Genomic DNA, 16,473 nt, shown 5'->3' with positions numbered 1-16,473 from the left:
CCCGCCGGGAGAGGCCGTCAGCAGAGGCCGCCGGGAAGCGGGAACGGGGTCAGGAGAGCAGCCCGCCGCCCGGCATGGGCCGGTACACCGTGAGCGCCTCGGGCAGCTTCTCCAGGGTCAGGTCGCCCTCGGTCTCGGTCAGCTCGCCGTCGTACGCCATCAGCGTGCCCGGCGCGACCCCCGACAGGCGCAGCCGCGGCACCTGCACCGCGGCGTGGGCGGGAGAGCGGGTCAGCGGCCCCGCGAGCATCGCGGAGAGCAGGCGCAGGGCCGGCCGGCGGCCGCCGTGCACCACCCGCACGTCCAGTTGCCCGTCCGCCAGGTCGAGCCGGCGGCCCGAGGCGATTCCCCTGCGGTGGTAGGTGCCGTTGCCCGCGAACAGCATCCACAGCGGACGCCGACGGCCCCGGACCTCGGCCTCCAGCGGATGCCGGTCGGCGCGCAGCACCCGCACGGCCGCCAGCACCCCGGCCGGCCAGCCGCCGATCCGGGGGGACCAGTGCTCCCGCTCGTTGACCAGCTCCGGGTACACGCCCAGGCTGAAGGTGTTCAGGAAGATCCCGCGGCGCCCGCCGGAGGCGAAGCGGCCCACGTCCACCCGCACCCCCTCGCCCCGCTCCAGAGCCCCGCACAGACCGCGTACGTCCTCCACGCCCAGGTCGTAGGCGAAGTGGTTGAGCGTGCCGCCGGGCAGTACCGCGAGCGGCAGCCCGTGCCGCAGGGCGGTCTCGGCCGCGGCGTTCACCGTGCCGTCGCCGCCGCACACGCCGAGCACCCGGGCATGACCGGCCGCCTTCTCGAGTTCGGCCTGGACGTCCCCCGGCTCGCACTCCACGACCTCCGCGTCGGGCAGCGCGTCGCACAGCGCCCGCACCCGGTCCGAGGTGCCCGAGGCGATGTTGGCGACCATGACGAGCCCCTCGCCGCCGGGCAGCGCGGGCACCTCGGCACGCGGCCGGGCCGGCGGGATGTGCTGGGCGCGCGTCGGCACCATGCTCCGTACGGCGAACGCGGCCCCCACCCCGAGGGCCGCACCGGCCAGCACGTCGCTCGGGAAGTGCACGCCCGTGTAGACCCGGGACAGGGCGACCGCGGCGGCCACCGGGGCCACCGCCGTACCCCACGCCGGTGACTCCAGTGCGACGCCGGTCGCGAACGCGGCCGCCGACGCGGCGTGCCCGGACGGGAACGACGTCGTGATCGGCTGCCGCTTGAGCTGCCGCACCAGCGGCACCGGGTCCAGCACCGGGCGGGGCCGGCGCACCGAACGCTTGCCGAGGGTGTTGATCGTCAGCGAGGCCAGCCCCAGCGAGGCCAGCCCCCGGGCGGCGGCGCGCCGCGCCCTCGGCGTACGGGAGGCGGCCAGGGCGGCGCCCGCCGCGAACCACAGCACTCCGTGGTTGGCGCTGCGGCTCAGCCGGGGCAGCAGGGGGTCCGCGCCGGGCCAGGTACGGGCGGCGACGGCCTCGAAAACCCGCTGGTCCAGCCGCAGGAAGCCGTTGCGGACCGGTCGCGGGCCGGGCAGGGGGACGGTGAGGTCTACGTCGGGGCTCATGGGACCCGCCTACCCTGCGGACGCGGTTTCCTGCCGTGGTCCGCGCCACGCGCTCCGGGCCCGCGGCGCACGGCCGAAATCGGTTTGCCCGGAGCACGGCCGAAGCCGCAGAATCCGGCCCATGGGTCACCTCGAAGCCGCGCACCTGGAATACCACCTCCCCGACGGGAGGACGCTCCTCGGTGACGTCTCCTTCCGGGTGGGGGAGGGGGCCGTCGTGGCCCTGGTCGGGCCCAACGGCGCGGGCAAGACCACCCTGCTGCGGCTGCTGGCCGGCGAGCTGAAACCGCACGGCGGCTCCGTCACCGTCACCGGCGGCCTCGGCGTCATGCGCCAGTTCGTCGGCTCCGTGCGCGACGAGACGACCGTGCGCGACCTGCTGGTGTCCGTGGCCCAGCCCCGGATCCGGGCCGCCGCACGCGCCGTCGACGCCGCCGAGCACGCGATCATGACGGTCGACGACGAGGCCGCCCAGCTCGCGTATGCGCAGGCGCTCGCCGACTGGGCGGAGGTGCGCGGGTACGAGGCCGAGACCCTGTGGGACATCTGCACCACCGCCGCACTCGGGGTGCCCTACGAGCAGGCCCAGTGGCGGCAGGTGAGCACGCTCTCCGGCGGCGAGCAGAAACGCCTCGTCCTGGAGGCGCTGCTGCGCGGCACCGACGAGGTGCTGCTGCTCGACGAGCCGGACAACTACCTCGACGTGCCCGGCAAGCGCTGGCTGGAGGAGCGGCTCGCCGAGACCCGCAAGACCGTGCTGTTCGTCTCCCACGACCGCGAGCTGCTCGCCCGCGCCGCCCAGAAGATCGTCTCCGTCGAGCCGGGACCCGCGGGCGCCGACGCCTGGGTGCACGGCGGCGGCTTCACCACCTTCCACGAGGCCCGCCGCGAGCGCTTCGCCCGTTTCGAGGAGCTGCGCCGGCGCTGGGACGAGAAGCACGCCCAGCTGAAGAAGCTGGTGCTGGCGCTGCGGCAGGCCGCGGAGAACAGCCCGGACATGGCGTCCCGCTACCGCGCCGCCCAGACCCGGCTGCGCAAGTTCGAGGAGGCCGGACCGCCGCCCGAGCCGCCGCGCGAGCAGGACATCAGGATGCGCCTGAAGGGCGGCCGTACCGGCGTCCGCGCCGTCACCTGCGAGCAGCTGGAACTGACCGGCCTGATGAAACCCTTCGACCTGGAGGTCTTCTACGGCGAGCGGGTCGCGGTCCTCGGCTCCAACGGCTCCGGCAAGTCGCACTTCCTCCGCCTGCTGGCCGGCGACGACGTGACGCACACCGGGACGTGGAAGCTGGGGGCCCGCGTGGTGCCCGGCCACTTCGCGCAGACCCACGCCCATCCCGAGCTGCTGGGCCGCTCCCTCCTGGACATCCTGTGGACCGAGCACGCCCAGGACCGGGGCGCCGCCATGTCCCGGCTGCGCCGCTACGAGCTGACCCAGCAGGCCGAGCAGCCCTTCGACCGGCTCTCCGGCGGCCAGCAGGCCCGTTTCCAGATCCTGCTGCTCGAACTCCAGGGCGTCACCGCCCTGCTCCTCGACGAGCCCACCGACAACCTCGACCTGGAATCGGCCGAAGCCCTCCAGGAGGGCCTGGAGGGCTTCGAGGGCACCGTCCTCGCGGTCACCCACGACCGCTGGTTCGCCCGCTCCTTCGACCGCTACCTCGTCTTCGGCAGCGACGGGCGGCTGCGCGAGACGCCGGAGCCGGTCTGGGACGAGCGCCGGGTGGAGCGGGCGCGCTGACCGGCGGGGGAGGGCGGACCGGCCGAGGGGGCCGGACCACCGCCGGGATCACTTCCAGCGCAGCAGCGCACCCAGGCCGCCCACCGGTGCCTTCTCCGCGGTCTCCGGCGGCAGCACCGGCGTCACCGAGATCGCGGGGGCGCCGGTCATCACCGCCGAACGCAGCAGGGCGTCGTCCGCCCGGGCCGACCAGGAGTTCTGTTCGCCGAGCGTGGTGAGTTCGGTACGGCGCACCGCCACCTGGTCGGCGTCCTCCCCGATCCACACCTCACGGTGCGTGTCGGGAGCGTCCGGGATGACCAGCAGCTCGTCGATGCGGTGCTCCCGGGCGGCCTCGACCAGCGCGGGCACGCCCTCCGCCGCGCCGGAGCGGCCCTCTTCGTCGCGGGACCTGGCGGCCAGGAACCGGTCCAGCTCCTCCCGGGCGCGGCTGCGGACGTGCTCGGCGCGCAGCCCCTCCACCTCGTCGTCCAGCAGCCTGCTGCCGGCGCCCCGCGAGGCCTCGGCGACGCGCTCCCGCAGGCGCTTCGGCAGCCGCTCGTGCACGGAACGCCGCTCCCGGTCGTCACCCACCAGGATCAGCAGGTCGGCGCCCGTCTCCTCCTGGCACACGGCGAGCGCGTCCGCGATCTCCGCCGCGTTGTGCTCCCAGGTGTTCTCCACCCGGAGCTGGAAGTGGCGCTCCGACCAGTCCGAGCTGCTCGTGCGGTGCAGCGGCCACTGCCTGCCGGTCACACCGCCCGCGTCGGAGCTGCCCAGCGCGCTGCGCAGCTCGAAGTCGGCTCCCTTGCGGTCGATGTAGGCCACCACGCACACCGGGTCCTCTCCCGCCAGGTCCAGCAGCGGCGTGACGTGCGGCAGCGGGGCCCAGTCGGCCGTGGTCCCGCCGTACGGGGGGCGGGCCAGCGGCGGGTCGAGGACCACCTGACCGGCGCACGCGAACAGGGCCCGCCCGTGCGGGTCGGAGGCGTGCCTCAGCTCGTCGACCGCCTTGCGCACCGCCTGACAGGTGGCGTCGTCCGCGCCCTGCTCCGCCAGCTCCCGGGCCACCGCGGCGGCCGTCAGCTCACGCTCGTGGGCGGTGTCCTCCGTGTGCCGGGAGAGGTCGACGTAGACGGAGGCCCAGGGTCCCTGATGCTCGTAGAGGGGGTGCAGAAACGCGAGGTCCATGTGGCTGCCCTCCCGGGTGCCGCTCGGGGGTCGTAGTGCTGCGGGGCGGGTACCCGGGACGCATGAACGAACACGACACGCGGGACGACACCGTGACCGGAGTGGACCCGGGCAGACTGGACGACCAGCAGCTCATGAAAGAGCTGGAGACCATCCACCGCACGCGCCACGACACCCTGCTGTACGGGTCGAACGACGCGCTGCGGGCCCACAACGACCGCATGGCCGGGCTGGAGGGCGAGTGGCTGCGCCGCAACCCCAGGCGCCCGGTGGCCCCCGGCCGCACCCGCGAGGGCGCCCGGGAGCGCGGCTGCGGCCAGGGCGCCGCGCCCGGCGGCTGAGCACGGCCGCGGGCCACCGGCGATCGGTACGTCACCGGTGGCCCGCAGGTCGATGCGGTCCCGTCGGCCCGGCGGTTCCCCCGGACCGGCGCGTCGGCCGCCCGGCTCAGCCCGCCTTGGCGAACTGGGCCAGGAAGGTCTCGCAGAACGCCGCAAGGTCGTCCGGCTTGCGGCTCGTGATCAGGACGTTGCCGCCCTTGTCGCAGACCTGCACCTGCTCGTCGACCCACGTGGCGCCCGCGTTGCGCAGATCCGTCCGCAGACTCGGCCAGGAGGTCACAGTCCGGCCGCGGACCACGTCCGCCTCGATCAGGGTCCACGGCGCGTGGCAGATGGCCGCAACCGGCCGGCCCTGTTCGAAGAAGTCCCTGACGAACGACACGGCCTTCTCGTCGGTCCGCAGGAAGTCCGGGTTCGCCACCCCGCCGGGCAGCACGAGGCCGCCGAACGAGTCGGCGGACGCGCTGCCCACCACCTCGTCCACCGGGAACGTGTCCGCCTTGTCGAGATGGTTGAAGCCCTGGACCTCACCGGACTGCGTGGAGACGAGCACCGGCTCGTGACCGGCGTCCTTCGCGGCCTTCCACGGCTCGGTCAGTTCGACCTGTTCCACGCCCTCGGGCGCGGTGAGAAATGCGATGCGCATGGAGTTCGGATTTCCTTCCTTCACGTACCGGAGGGGTCTTCACGTACCGGAGGGGTCTTCACGTACCGGGTCCTCACGTGCCGGAGGCTCCGGACGGGCCGCTCTCGGTGAGGGCCACCGCCAGCTCCTGGACGTTGTCGTAGCGCGCCTTGTGCGGCAGCCGGTCCAGCCCTTCGACGAGGGCGTCCGGCGCGTTGCCCCGGCGCAGGGTGCGGGTCAGTTCCCGCGGTCCCGCGGGAAAGCTGCCCCGGGTCAGGTTCCGGGCCAGCTCCAGCCGCAGGGCCTCCAGGTACGTTGGTCCGCGGCCCGGCGTCACCGGTCCGTACGTGACGTCCGGGTCGTCCTCGGCGGCCGGTTCCGGGTCGTTCCACTCCTCGGTGCGGGTGGAGTGCCCGGACCGGAGCAGACCCTGCAGTTCGTGCTTCATCTCGTCGTCGCGGTGGACGCTCATCCGGTCGCTGCCTCGCTGCATGTCTCCCTCCACATCCTGAACGGGTGCCGACCGCGTACCCGGACACCGCGGGCCGACACGGACGGGTCCGTTCCGATTTCCACCGGATCAGGAATCGAGAAGCGCGGGCCGCGGCGTCCCCTCTAGCGTGTGACCAGGCACCGAGGGCGTCACCTCGACGAGCCCCCGACGGACGGAGAGACGATGAGCAGCGCCAAGAGGACGGACCCGCGGGCGTCCGGTTCGCACGCCGCCGACAGCCACGACCTGATCCGTGTGCACGGCGCCCGTGAGAACAACCTCAAGGACGTCAGCGTCGAGATCCCCAAGCGCCGGCTGACGGTGTTCACCGGCGTCTCCGGCTCGGGCAAGAGCTCGCTGGTGTTCAACACGATCGCCGCCGAGTCGCAGCGGCTGATCAACGAGACCTACAGCGCGTTCGTGCAGGGCTTCATGCCCACCCTCGCGCGGCCCGAGGTGGACGTCCTGGACGGCCTGACGACCGCGATCATCGTGGACCAGCAGCGCATGGGCGCCGACCCCCGCTCCACCGTCGGCACCGCCACCGACGTCAACGCGATGCTGCGCATCCTCTTCAGCCGCCTCGGCGACCCGCACATCGGCCCGCCCAGCGCGTACTCCTTCAACACCGCCTCGGTCCGGGCCAGCGGCGCGATCACCGTCGAGCGGGGCGCCAGGAAGGCGGTGAAGGCGACCTTCCAGCGCACCGGCGGCATGTGCACCCACTGCGAGGGCCGCGGCACCGTCTCCGACATCGACCTCGCCCAGCTCTACGACGACTCCAAGTCGCTCGCCGAGGGGGCCTTCACCATCCCCGGCTGGAAGTCGGACAGCCAGTGGACCGTGCAGGTGTACGCCCAGTCCGGCTTCGTCGACCCGGACAAGCCGATCCGCGACTACACCGAGACGGAACTGCGGGACTTCCTCTACGGCGAACCGGTCAAGGTCAAGGTCAACGGCGTCAACCTCACCTACGAGGGCCTCGTCCCGAAGATCCAGAAGTCGTTCCTGTCCAAGGACAAGGAGGCGATGCAGCCGCACATCAGGGCGTTCGTGGAGCGGGCCGTCACCTTCACCACCTGCCCCGAGTGCGAGGGCACCCGGCTGAGCGAGGGCGCCAGGTCGTCCCGGATCGGGAAGATCAGCATCGCCGACGCCTGCGCGATGGAGATCCGGGACCTGGCCGGATGGGTCCGCGACCTCGACGAGCCCTCGGTGGCGCCGCTGCTGACGGCCCTGCGGGACGCCCTCGACTCCTTCGTGGAGATCGGGCTCGGCTACCTCTCGCTCGACCGGCCGGCCGGCACCCTGTCCGGCGGCGAGGCACAGCGCGTCAAGATGGTCCGCCACCTCGGCTCCTCGCTCACCGACACCACGTACGTCTTCGACGAGCCCACCGTCGGACTGCACCCCCACGACATCCAGCGCATGAACGACCTGCTGCTGCGCCTGCGGGACAAGGGCAACACCGTCCTCGTCGTCGAGCACAAGCCGGAGGCCATCGCGATCGCCGACCACGTGATCGACCTCGGCCCGGGCGCCGGCACGGCAGGCGGCACCGTCTGCTTCCAGGGCACCGTCGGGGAGCTGCGGGCCGCGGACACCGTCACCGGCCGCCACCTCGACGACCGGGCCGCCCTCAAGGAGTCGGTCCGCAAGCCCACCGGAGCCCTGGAGATCCGCGGCGCCCGCCGGCACAACCTCCAGGACGTCGACGTCGACGTCCCGCTCGGCGTGCTCTGCGTGGTCACCGGCGTGGCGGGCTCCGGCAAGAGCTCCCTGATCCACGGCTCGGTCCCGGCCGGTGCCGGCGTCGTATCGGTCGACCAGAGCCCCATCAAGGGCTCGCGGCGCAGCAACCCGGCGACGTACACGGGACTGCTCGACCCGATCCGCAAGGCCTTCGCCAAGGCCAACGGCGTGAAGCCGGCCCTGTTCAGCGCCAACTCCGAGGGCGCCTGCCCCACCTGCAACGGCGCCGGTGTCATCTACACCGACCTGGCGATGATGGCCGGCGTCGCCGCACCCTGCGAGGACTGCGAGGGCAAGCGGTTCCAGCCCGCCGTGCTGGAGTACCGCTTCGGCGGCCGCGACATCAGCGAGGTGCTGGCGATGCCGGTCGACCGGGCCGAGGAGTTCTTCGGCACCGGGGAGGCGCGCACCCCGGCCGCGCACAAGATCCTCCAGCGGCTCTCCGACGTCGGGCTCGGCTACCTCACCCTCGGCCAGCCGCTCACCACGCTGTCCGGCGGCGAGCGGCAGCGGCTCAAGCTGGCCACGCACATGAGCGAGAAGGGCGGGGTCTACGTCCTCGACGAGCCCACCACGGGGCTGCACCTCGCGGACGTCGAGCAGCTGCTCGGCCTGCTCGACCGCCTCGTCGACGCCGGGAAGTCGGTCATCGTCATCGAGCACCACCAGGCCGTCATGGCGCACGCCGACTGGATCATCGACCTCGGCCCCGGTGCCGGACACGACGGCGGCCGGGTCGTCTTCGAGGGCACCCCGGCCGACCTCGTCGCCGCCCGTTCCACCCTCACCGGCGAGCACCTCGCCGCCTACGTCGGCGCCTGAGGCCGACGGCGGCCGCGCCCCTCGGCGCCGGAAGCCCTTTCCGGGGCGTCCGGCGCTGTGGGATCGTGACCGGGTGACGACGCTGGAGGACCTGGCCCGGCTGCGGCGGGCCCGCGACCTGATGGACCGCGAGTACGCCGAGCCGCTCGACGTGCCGGCGCTGGCGCGCGTCGCCCTCATGTCGGCCGGCCACTTCTCCCGCAGCTTCCGCGCCGCGTACGGGGAGACGCCGTACAGCTACCTGATGACGCGCCGCATCGAACGCGCCATGGCGCTGCTGCGGCGCGGCGACTTGAGCGTCACCGAGGTCTGCTTCGCGGTGGGCTGTACCTCGCTGGGATCGTTCAGCTCGCGCTTCACCGAACTGGTCGGGGAGAGCCCGAGCGCCTACCGGGACCGCGACCACTCCGACGGCGCCGCCGTCCCGGCCTGCGTCGCCAGGGTCCACACCCGGCCGGTGCGGAACGGGGAGCCGGGTCGCAAGAGCTGACCGGCCGGCGGCACCGGACCGACCGAGGGACGGGCGTCGGACGGGGCGTCGGACGGGTGCCCTCGCCGCCCCGAGGCCGGCGACCGCCTCGCCCGGCCGACCGCGAGTCGGTCGGGGGCGGGACGCCGTTCGGGGATTGCGAGTCGGTCAGGAACGGAGAAGCGACGTCCGCACCACCGCCCGTAGCGTGACGTGCATGGACATCAACCTCTCGCAGTGCTTCATCGCCGTCGACGACCACGACGAGGCGCTCACCTTCTACCGGGACGTGCTCGGCCTCGAGGTCCGCAACGACGTGGGGTTCGAGGGTATGCGCTGGGTGACGGTCGGCTCCCCGGCCCAGCCCGACGTGGACATCGTCCTCGAACCCCCGCTGGCCGACCCGAACGCGTCGGCCGCCGACAGGAAGGCCATGGCCGAACTGCTGGCCAAGGGCCACCTGCGCGGCGTCATCCTCAGCACCGACGACGTCGACGCCACCTTCGAGCACCTCCGCGCCGCGGGCGCCGAGGTCCTCCAGGAACCGGTCGACCAGCCCTACGGCGTCCGCGACTGCGCCTTCCGCGACCCGGCCGGCAACATGATCCGCTTCCACCAGGCGCGCAAGGGCTGAGAAGTCGGGTGTTTGCCGTGGGAGGCAGGGGGCAGGCGCAAGTTCAGTGCTTCGGACAGGAGGCACGTCCGTGGGAGCGGCGCGGCGCCGCCCCGGATGCGTCCGAGCGGGCTGGACGTCCTCCCACGGTGACCGCCCGACCTCCAGGGCCCGCGTCGTCGTACCGGTGCCGCCCGCACCGTGAGCCGGATACCGCCAGAACCCGGCCCCCCGTGCGGGTCCCGCCGAACGGATCATCGTCCGGCACGGCGACGGGACCCCGCACTCCGAGGGAGTTGCGACGCACATGCCGATCCACGCCAGTGTGAAGCACCCGCACGACGACGCCCCCGACACCGCCGACGCGTTCCGCCGGCTGGCCACCCTGCCCGACGGTCCGGAGCGCGACGCCGTCCGCGACCGGATCGTGGAGGCCTGGCTGCCCATGGCCGAACGGCTGGCGGGACGCTTCCGCAGCCGCGGCGAGAGCTACGAAGACCTGCGGCAGGTCGCCGCCCTCGGCCTCGTCAAGGCCGTCGACCGGTACGACCCCGAGCGCGGCAACGCCTTCGAGAGCTACGCCGTGCCGACGGTCACCGGCGAGATCAAGCGTCACTTCCGCGACCACATGTGGACCCTGCACGTGCCGCGCCGGGTGCAGGAACTGCGCAACCGCGTCCGCTTCGCCCGCCAGGACCTGTCGCAGACCGTCTCGGGCCGCAGCCCCACCGTCGCGGAGATCGCCGAGCACGCCGACCTGAGCGAGGAGGACGTCCGGGCCGGCCTCGAGGCCCTGGAGAGCTTCACGGCCCTCTCCCTGGACGCCGAACTGCCCGGCAGCGAGGACGGTTACTCGCTCGGCGACGCGCTCGGCGCCCCCGACCCGGCCCTCGACACGGTCGTCGACCGCGAGGCAGTCAAGAACCGGCTGGCCGCCCTGCCCCCGCGCGAGCGCGCCATCCTCTACATGCGCTTCTTCGACGACATGACGCAGAGCCGCATCGCCGAACAGCTCGGTATCTCCCAGATGCACGTCTCCCGCTTGATCACCCGCTGCTGCGACCGGGTGCGCGAACAGGTGATGCGGGACCCGGAACCGGGCGCCTGAGGCGGGCGGCGAGCGCGGGAGGGCACACCGTGGGAGCCGGGCGTCCCGAAACCTCCCGCTCACCCGCCCGGACGGTGGGTTAGCGCGAACGGCGCACGGTGACGGGCGTCGCCCCGCCGGGCGGGCTGTGATGGCCCGAGGGCGCGAGTGCCGTGCCCCCGCAGCCGTCGCTCGAAGGAGCCCGTCCCATGCGCCGCACCGCCCGCGCCCTGTCCGTCGCCGTCCTGGCCAGTGCCGCCCTCGGTGTCTGTGCGGGGGCCGGTGCGGCCGACCCGGGAGTGCCGCCACCTCCCGCCGACGCCGGGGAACCCGCCTCCCCGCCCTCGGCCGGCGACCCGTCGGCCGTGCCCCCGCCGGGCGCGGAGGAGGACCTCCCTCCGGCCGCCGGACGAGCCGCCGCACAGGTCAGCCCGGCGGACGCCGCCCCGGGCGACACGGTCACCGTCTCCGTCTCGTGCGGCCCGACCGGCGGGGCCGCTCCGGCGAGCCTCGACGCCACCTCCCCGGCCTTCGAGGAGGGCACCGTCGCCCTGCGCAAGGTGGCGGACGACGCGGGAACGACGTCCGGGCCCGCCTACCGGGGCACCGCACGCATAGCCCCGGCCGAGGACTTCGCGGCGGCCCCGGCCGACCCGGCGGACCCGGCCGACCCGGTAGATCCGGCGGATCCGGGAGATCCCGCGGACCCGGAGGCGACGGGCACGGAAGGTACCGAAGGCGGCGCCGCGGACGGTACGGGCGGCGCCGAGGACTGGACCGTCGACGGGGCCTGCCCGGACGCCTCCGGCGGCGAGGACCCCTGGAGCGCGACCATGACCGTGCCGGACGAGGGCGGCACCGGTACCGCCCAGCCGGCCTGCCGCGAACCCGCCGCCCCGCGCACGGGCGCCTCCCCGCACGGCGCGTCCTGCGCCCCCACCGAGCCGCCGTGCCCCGAAACCGGCACCTCGCACGAGGGGTCCTCGCCGCAGGGCACCTCCTGCGGTGGAGCGAAGGCCGAACACGGGGTGCGGGCCGGTGCCGGGGGAACCTTCGGCGACTCCGTGCCCGCCCTGGTCGCCGGGGCCGTCCTGATCGCGGGCGCGTGCGGCGCCGCCGCCCACCGGCTGCGGCTGCGCCTGCGCGGGGAGGACGGGGAACGCTGACCGGGCACGGGCGCCGGTGCGCCCGTGCCACGGCAAGCCAAAGCCGGCCCGAGCCATGGCGGGGCACCACGGTGGGTACGTGAGTACAGGGATCGGCGAGCAGCGGGCGGGCTGACGGGACGACGGAAACAGGCACGGCACGGACGGACAGACGGTACGGACCGCGCGGAGGTACGCATGCGGCGCACGGACGCCGAAGGCCCGGCCACAGGACCCGACGGTCCGGTGGCGGGGCCCGGCGGTCCGGCCGCGGGCCTCTCGGGCCGCCGTCCGCCCGCCGGCCCTCCCGGCCCGGGCGCAGGCGAGGGCTCCCGCCCCGCCGGGCACGGTCCCGTCCGGTACGGCCCGGACTTCCCCGACGACGGGCTGCCGGTGCTGCCCGAACCGGCCGCCGTGCTCGCCGCCGCCGCGGGCCGCCCCCGAGGCGAACCGGCCGGCGGCGCCCCCGCCCTCCTGGACTCCGCGTGCGGCTACTGGGACCGGCGCGGCCTGACCACCGAGCCCGGTCACGTGGCCGCCGCCCCCGGCGCGGGCGCCCTGCTGCTGGCGCTGACCGCCGCGCTGGGCGGCGACGTCCTGGTGCCCCGTCCCTGTGCCGCCTGGTGGGCGCCGTACGCACGGCTGCTCGGCCGGCCCGTCTTCCGCGTGCCCACCCCGGCCGAGTCCGGCGGCGTACCCGACCCGTACGCGCTCCTGGAGACCGTCCGCCGGGTCCGCGCCGAGGGCGGCCGTCCCCGTCTGCTCGTGCTGTCCGTCGCCGACGACCCCACCGGTACCGTCGCACCCCCCGAGCTGCTGCACGAGACCGTCGAGGTCGCCGCCGCCGAAGGGCTGCACCTGGTGAGCGACGAGACCTGGCGCGACACCCTGCACGACCCGCACGCCACCGTGATCCTCAGCCCCGCCGAGATGCTGCCCGAGCGGGTCACCGTCGTCACCGACCTGGCGGGTTCGCTGCTGCCGGCCGCCTGGCCGGCCGCCGTCGCCCGGTTCCCCGCCTCCGCCGCGGGCGACGGTCTGCACGCGCGCGTGCTCGACGTGCTCACCGCGCTCGGCGCCCGCGTCGCCGCACCCGTCGCCGCCGCGGCCGGGTACGCGCTCGACGAACCCGAGCCGGTCACCGCCCGGCGGGCGGCCTCGGTGGGTCTGCACGCGCGCCTGGCCGCCGCCGTGCACGAGACCGTCGTCGCGGCGGGCGCCATGGCCCGCCCCCCACAGGCCGGCCGCCACCTGTACGTCGACCTGGGCCCGCTGCGCGACTCCCTCGGAGCCGAGGGCGTCGGCGACGCCCAGGAACTGGAGGACTTCCTCACCGCCCGGCTCGGCCTGCCCGCCCCCGGCGGCCACCGCTTCGGCGACGACCTGCCGGCCCTGCGCGTCCGGCTCGCCACCGGCCCCCTGCTCGACGCGGGCACCGACGAGCGGCGTACGGAAGCCCTCACCTCCCCGGACCCGTTGGAACTGCCACACGTACGAAGCGCGTTGACCGGTCTGAAGGCGGTCTTCGACGGTCTCCGCGACGCTCAGCGATGGGAGCCCCCTCGATGACGCAGCAGCCCCGGTCGACGACGAGCACCTCCACGTCCGCCGAGCACACCGACACGGCCCCCGACCGCCCGCCGCTCGCCCGGCCCCGGCCGCCGGCCGAGCGCCGGGTGTGGCCGCGGACCTTCCACGACCGGCTGACCGCTCCGCTGCCCGGCCTGAAGGCCCTCGCCCGGTTCGCCCGCGAGGGCGCGGTCAGACCCGGCCCCGGCGGACTCGCCGACATCCCGCGGCTGCCCTACGCCCCCGGGCCGCTGCCCCACGTGGACGCGCGCACCGTCGCCGTCACCTGGGCCGGACACGCCAGCTGGGTGGTGCGGATCGGCGGCCTCACCGTGCTCACCGACCCGGTCTGGTCCCGCCGGATCCTGGGCACCCCGGCCCGGATCACCCCCGTCGGCGTCCCCTGGAGCGCGCTGCCGCGCGTCGACGCCGTCGTCATCAGCCACAACCACTACGACCACCTGGACGCCCCCACCCTGCGCAGGCTCCCGCGCGACACCCCCGTCCTCGTGCCCGCCGGTCTGGGCCGCTGGTTCCACCGCCGCCGCTTCACCCGCGTCACCGAGCTGGACTGGTGGGAGGCGACCGAACTGAACGGGGTCCGGTTCGACTTCGTCCCGGCCCACCACTGGTCCAAGCGCAGCCTCACCGACACGTGCCGCACCCTGTGGGGCGGCTGGGTGCTCACCGACCCCGACGGCCGGCGCGTCTACTTCGCCGGTGACACCGGGTACGGCCACTGGTTCACCCGGATCGGCCGCCGCTACCCCGGCATCGACCTCGCCCTGCTGCCCATCGGGGCCTACGACCCCCGCTGGTGGCTCAGCGACGTGCACTGCGACCCGGAGGAGGCGGTACGGGCCGCCCAGGACGTCGGCGCGCGCCACATGGCGCCCATGCACTGGGGCACCTTCGTCCTGTCCGCGGAACCGGTCCTGGAACCCCTCACCCGCGTGCGCGCCGCCTGGGAGCAGGCGGGCCTGGCCCGCGACCGCCTGTGGGACCTGCCGGTCGGCGGCTCCCGGGTACTGGAGTGACGTTCCCCTCCCGCGCTCCCGCCCGCGCCCCCGTACCGGCGGACCGCCCGGCGCCTGCGCCTGGGCCTACGCCTTCGCCTTCGCCGGCCTCCGGAACCGGCGCCACACCCCCGGCGCCCCGCCGACCAGGACGGTGAGGGCGATGGCCGCGGCCACCCCCTCCCAGGGCCTGCTGAACAGGGCGCCGCTGAGAACGCCGATCAGCTGGTAGGTCAGCGCCCAGGCCAGACAGGCCGGCAGGTTGCCCCGGGCGAAGCGGCGCAGCGGCCACTCGGCGAGCAGGCAGGCCAGCATCACCGGTATCCGGCCGGCCGGCACCAGCCGGGAGAGCACCAGGACCGCGACGTCGTGCTCGGCGAGTTTCTCCTCGGCCTGCTCCAGCCGGTCCTCCGGTGCCCGGCGGCGGATCGCCTCCAGCCAGCGCGAACCGTTCTTCGAGCCCACGCCGCGCCGGCCCAGCCAGTACAGCGCCATGTCCCCGGCGAACGCGGCCAGCGACGCCGTCACGAACACCATCAGCATGGCGAACGGCAGCGTCTGGTGCAGCGCCACCACCGCCGCCGAACTGACCAGCGCGCCCGTCGGCACCACCGGCACCAGCGCCCCGATCAGCACGAGCAGGAACAGCGACGGGTAGCCGAACGCCTGCTGCGTCGGCTCCGTCGGTATGTTCAGCGCCGCGGCCCCCAGCCAGCTCACCGCGCGACCTCCACCCGCACACTCTCGCCGTGCCCCAGCCGGTGCACCGCGACCCCCGGCGCACGCAGCGCCGACAGGCGCACGAACTCCTGTCCCGGCGTGTGGAACTCATGGGGGCGCACGGCGTTCATTCCGATCGGCCAGTACGTGCCGTAGTGCACCGGCACCGCGGCGCGCGGCGCCAGCCGGGCCAGCGCCTCGGCCGCCCGGCCCGCGTCCAGGTGCTCCGCACCCAGGTTCGGGCCCCAGCCGCCCACCGGCAGCAACGCCGCGTCGATCGGCCCGACTTCCTTCTCCATGCCGTCGAACAGCCCGGTGTCCCCGGCGAAGTACGTCCGGCCCTCGCCCTCGACGACGAAGCCGAGCGCGGGGGCACGGTGCCGTCCGACCGGCAGCCGCCGCCCGTCGTGCCGTGCGGGCACCGCCCTTATCCGCAGATCACCGACGGTCGTCTCGTCCCCGGGAGCCACCTCGGTCAGCTCCAGGTGCCCGAGCCGGCGCAGCCCCGGCACCGCCCGTCGCGCGCCCCGGGGCACGAGCAGGAGCGTGCCCGGCGCGAGCCGCGCGAGCGACGGCACGTGCAGGTGGTCGGCGTGCAGGTGGGACACGAGCGTGACGTCCGCACGCCACGCCTCGGGCGGCGGCACCGCGCCCCGTCTGCGGCGCAGGTGGGCGAGCCGGTGTACGAACAGAGGATCGGTGAGCACCCGGATGTCCGAGTCCTCGACCGTGCAGGTGGCGTGACCCCACCACGTGAGCTCCACCGGCACCCCTTTGCCTCCTTCGCGCGACTCCCCGCAGCCTACGTCCAGGAGTAGGGTCAGCGGCGAAAAAGGGAGGTGAGGGGGGACACCATGGGTCCGGTGCGGGTGACGGCGATCGCGAGTCTGACGCCATTGGAACAGCTGGACGACGACCCCTTCCTGGTCGACTCCCGCAGCCAGCACGCCATGTGCGCCCGCTGGGCCGCCGAACACGGATACGTCGTCGCCCGGCAGTTGCTGGTGTGCGGCCTGCGGCCCGACCACGACGCCCTGTGGGACGGGGTGCGGCCGGGCCACGACCTGTTCGTGGCGCCCAGCCTGCGGGTGCTGGAGAGCGCGCTGTCCTCCGTCGACGCCTTCACCGCGGAGTGCGCGCGGCGCGGCGTCCGCGTCGAGACCGCCGGTCACGCGGAACCCTCCTACGACGCCCGGATGAAGGCCTGCGTGCACCGCAGACTGTCGATGCCGACGGCCGGGTACGACGGGCGCTGACCGCCGGCCCGGGGTGTGAACCGGACCCGGGGGGACAAACGGGCGCTCCGGAGCGTTGTGGCAGGGTGGGGGCGGCCCGCACGGACGACGGGCCGGGGA

The 16,473-nt window shown here is 74.5% G+C and carries 16 protein-coding genes; 10 read left to right on the top strand and 6 right to left on the bottom strand.

Annotation, left to right across the window (positions count from 1 at the left end; all coding sequences use genetic code 11):
- Positions 1-49: 49 nt before the first annotated feature.
- The gene (locus EV562_RS25885; protein WP_133889265.1) at positions 50-1,555 is read right to left on the bottom strand and encodes a bifunctional phosphatase PAP2/diacylglycerol kinase family protein; all 1,506 of its coding nucleotides are present in this window, start codon (positions 1,553-1,555) and stop codon (positions 50-52) included.
- A 121-nt stretch (positions 1,556-1,676) separates the two neighbouring features.
- On the opposite strand from EV562_RS25885, the gene EV562_RS25880 reads away from it, so the two are divergent.
- Complete coding sequence (locus tag EV562_RS25880) at positions 1,677-3,296, top strand: ATP-binding cassette domain-containing protein (RefSeq protein WP_133889264.1); 1,620 nt, start codon at positions 1,677-1,679, stop codon at positions 3,294-3,296.
- Positions 3,297-3,344: 48 nt separating this feature from the next.
- Here EV562_RS25880 and EV562_RS25875 read toward each other — a convergent pair whose 3' ends face one another.
- Complete coding sequence (locus EV562_RS25875; protein ID WP_133889263.1) at positions 3,345-4,466, bottom strand: Vms1/Ankzf1 family peptidyl-tRNA hydrolase; 1,122 nt, start codon at positions 4,464-4,466, stop codon at positions 3,345-3,347.
- 62 nt (positions 4,467-4,528) lie between these two features.
- Between EV562_RS25875 and EV562_RS25870 the strand changes: the two genes are divergently transcribed.
- On the top strand, positions 4,529-4,807 hold the full coding sequence (locus EV562_RS25870) for a DUF6158 family protein (protein ID WP_133889262.1): 279 nt from the start codon (positions 4,529-4,531) through the stop codon (positions 4,805-4,807).
- 106 nt (positions 4,808-4,913) lie between these two features.
- Here EV562_RS25870 and EV562_RS25865 read toward each other — a convergent pair whose 3' ends face one another.
- Both EV562_RS25865 and EV562_RS25860 read right to left on the bottom strand, forming a co-directional pair.
- Positions 4,914-5,453, bottom strand: coding sequence for a type 1 glutamine amidotransferase domain-containing protein (locus tag EV562_RS25865; RefSeq protein WP_133889261.1), 540 nt, complete (start codon positions 5,451-5,453; stop codon positions 4,914-4,916).
- A gap of 73 nt (positions 5,454-5,526) precedes the next feature.
- Positions 5,527-5,925, bottom strand: coding sequence for a DUF2795 domain-containing protein (locus EV562_RS25860; RefSeq protein ID WP_133889260.1), 399 nt, complete (start codon positions 5,923-5,925; stop codon positions 5,527-5,529).
- 183 nt (positions 5,926-6,108) lie between these two features.
- Between EV562_RS25860 and EV562_RS25855 the strand changes: the two genes are divergently transcribed.
- The 7 genes from EV562_RS25855 (at position 6,109) to EV562_RS25825 (ending at position 14,419) form a co-directional block, all read left to right on the top strand.
- Positions 6,109-8,499, top strand: a complete 2,391-nt coding sequence (locus tag EV562_RS25855) for an excinuclease ABC subunit UvrA (RefSeq protein WP_133889259.1) — start codon at positions 6,109-6,111, stop codon at positions 8,497-8,499.
- A gap of 73 nt (positions 8,500-8,572) precedes the next feature.
- A complete protein-coding gene (locus EV562_RS25850) occupies positions 8,573-8,989 on the top strand; it encodes a helix-turn-helix transcriptional regulator (protein ID WP_133889258.1) in 417 nt (138 codons plus the stop codon).
- Positions 8,990-9,185: 196 nt separating this feature from the next.
- Positions 9,186-9,602 (top strand): VOC family protein, encoded by a 417-nt coding sequence (locus EV562_RS25845; RefSeq protein ID WP_133889257.1) that lies wholly within the window; start codon positions 9,186-9,188, stop codon positions 9,600-9,602.
- Between the two features lie 286 nt (positions 9,603-9,888).
- Complete coding sequence (locus tag EV562_RS25840; protein WP_133889256.1) at positions 9,889-10,689, top strand: RNA polymerase sigma factor SigF; 801 nt, start codon at positions 9,889-9,891, stop codon at positions 10,687-10,689.
- A gap of 188 nt (positions 10,690-10,877) precedes the next feature.
- Positions 10,878-11,834, top strand: a complete 957-nt coding sequence (locus EV562_RS25835) for a hypothetical protein (RefSeq protein WP_133889255.1) — start codon at positions 10,878-10,880, stop codon at positions 11,832-11,834.
- 177 nt (positions 11,835-12,011) lie between these two features.
- Entirely contained in the window at positions 12,012-13,382 is a 1,371-nt protein-coding gene (locus EV562_RS25830; protein WP_133889254.1) for an aminotransferase class I/II-fold pyridoxal phosphate-dependent enzyme, read from the top strand.
- Complete coding sequence (locus tag EV562_RS25825) at positions 13,379-14,419, top strand: MBL fold metallo-hydrolase (RefSeq protein ID WP_133889253.1); 1,041 nt, start codon at positions 13,379-13,381, stop codon at positions 14,417-14,419. Before EV562_RS25830 ends, EV562_RS25825 begins: the two co-directional genes overlap by 4 nt.
- Positions 14,420-14,485: 66 nt before the next feature.
- Here EV562_RS25825 and EV562_RS25820 read toward each other — a convergent pair whose 3' ends face one another.
- Both EV562_RS25820 and EV562_RS25815 read right to left on the bottom strand, forming a co-directional pair.
- Positions 14,486-15,118 (bottom strand): VTT domain-containing protein, encoded by a 633-nt coding sequence (locus EV562_RS25820; protein ID WP_133889252.1) that lies wholly within the window; start codon positions 15,116-15,118, stop codon positions 14,486-14,488.
- Positions 15,115-15,888: an MBL fold metallo-hydrolase gene (locus tag EV562_RS25815; RefSeq protein WP_166661996.1), complete on the bottom strand. Its 774-nt coding sequence runs from the start codon at positions 15,886-15,888 to the stop codon at positions 15,115-15,117. The genes EV562_RS25820 and EV562_RS25815 overlap by 4 nt, the downstream gene beginning before the upstream one ends.
- A gap of 84 nt (positions 15,889-15,972) precedes the next feature.
- On the opposite strand from EV562_RS25815, the gene EV562_RS25810 reads away from it, so the two are divergent.
- Positions 15,973-16,374: a hypothetical protein gene (locus EV562_RS25810; protein ID WP_133889251.1), complete on the top strand. Its 402-nt coding sequence runs from the start codon at positions 15,973-15,975 to the stop codon at positions 16,372-16,374.
- Positions 16,375-16,473: the final 99 nt, after the last annotated feature.

The organism is Streptomyces sp. BK208 (genome assembly GCF_004364245.1).
In the GTDB taxonomy this organism is placed as follows: domain Bacteria; phylum Actinomycetota; class Actinomycetes; order Streptomycetales; family Streptomycetaceae; genus Streptomyces.
This window is presented reverse-complemented; position numbering and strand designations above follow the sequence as displayed.